This is a genomic window from Streptomyces sp. NPDC051172 (assembly GCF_040682555.1).
Lineage (GTDB): Bacteria > Actinomycetota > Actinomycetes > Streptomycetales > Streptomycetaceae > Streptomyces.
On the sequence record NZ_JBFBBE010000400.1, the window covers coordinates 1 to 1,201 of the forward strand.

Annotated in this window: 2 protein-coding genes; one reads left to right on the forward strand and one right to left on the reverse strand. The window is 73.6% G+C overall.

The features are described from left to right. Window positions 1–141 precede the first annotated feature (141 nt). Entirely contained in the window at window positions 142–561 is a 420-nt protein-coding gene (locus tag AB0N07_RS51440; RefSeq protein WP_036316406.1) for an organic hydroperoxide resistance protein, read from the reverse strand. Between the two features lie 111 nt (window positions 562–672). On the opposite strand from AB0N07_RS51440, the gene AB0N07_RS51445 reads away from it, so the two are divergent. Continuing rightward, window positions 673–1,164 carry a MarR family transcriptional regulator gene (locus AB0N07_RS51445; RefSeq protein ID WP_350749241.1) on the forward strand — a complete coding sequence of 164 codons (492 nt, stop codon included), beginning with the start codon at window positions 673–675 and terminating at the stop codon, window positions 1,162–1,164. Window positions 1,165–1,201: the final 37 nt, after the last annotated feature.

Below are 1,201 nucleotides of genomic sequence, written 5' to 3' on the forward strand. Positions count from 1 at the left end.
GCGGGACCCACGAGGGCACCTGGGCGCGGAACTCACGGCGCGCCACGGTGAGGTGGGACAGCCCCGCCGCGGTCATGAACCCGCCGAGGCCGAGGCGGGCGGCGGTCTGGGAGAGGGGGGCGGACTGCCGGCGCTTCGTCATCACGCCTCCCCGAGCTCGAGGACGACGTCGATGTTGCCCCGGGTGGCGTTCGAATAGGGGCACACCTGATGCGCCTGCTCCATGAGGGCGCGGGCCTGATCCGCGGGGACGTTGGGCAGCACGACCTCGAGGGTGACCTCCAGACCGAAGCCCTCACCCTGGCGGCCGATGCCCACGCGCGCACCGACGGAGGAGTCGGTGATGTCGGCACGGGAGGCCCGGGCGACCATCTGCAGGGCCGAGTGGAAGCACGCGGCGTAGCCGGCGGCGAACAGCTGCTCGGGGTTGCTGCCCTGGCCGGAGCCGCCCATCTCGGTGGGCACGGCGAGGTCGAGGTCGACCCGCCCGTCGGTGGTGCGGACGTGGCCGTCGCGGCCGGCGCCGGTGCTGAGCGCCTCGGCGGTGTAGATGGTCTCCATGAGAGGTCCTTTCATCCACCCGCCCCGTGCGGGACGAGTCGGCTCCAGCCTGCCACCCGGTTAGGTCGCGCGCAACCAAGTTGTTCCCCAGTGACCACTAGAATCGCTCCCATGGATGCCGCGCCGACCCCCAGCCTCGCCCTCGAGGACCAGCTCTGCTTCGCCCTGCACCGGGCGACGCGCGCCGTCACGCGCGGCTACGGCCCCCTGCTCTCCCGCCTCGGCCTCACCTACCCGCAGTACCTCGTGATGCTCACCCTGTGGCAGGTGGAGAGTGACGCCTCGGCTGAGACGGAGGCGTCGACGTCGGACGCCGCCGGCGCGCTGGGGGTCGGGGCGCTGCGGGACCGGCTCGGCATGGACAACGGGACGATCACGCCTCTGGTGCGGCGCCTCGCCGGCATGGGGCTCGTCACGCGGGAGCGCGACGTCCACGACGAGCGGCGCGTGCTGGTCCGGCTGACGGACGAGGGACGATCGCTGCGGGAGTCCGCCCGGACGGTCCCGGCGGACGCCCTCACCCGGATCCCCCTCGACGCCACCGAGCGCCAGGTCCTCATGGGCCTGCTGAACCGGATCACCGAGGCCGTCGGGCCGCGCTGAGCCGGCGGGAGCACCCCGCGCGCGGAGCGGGGGTCAG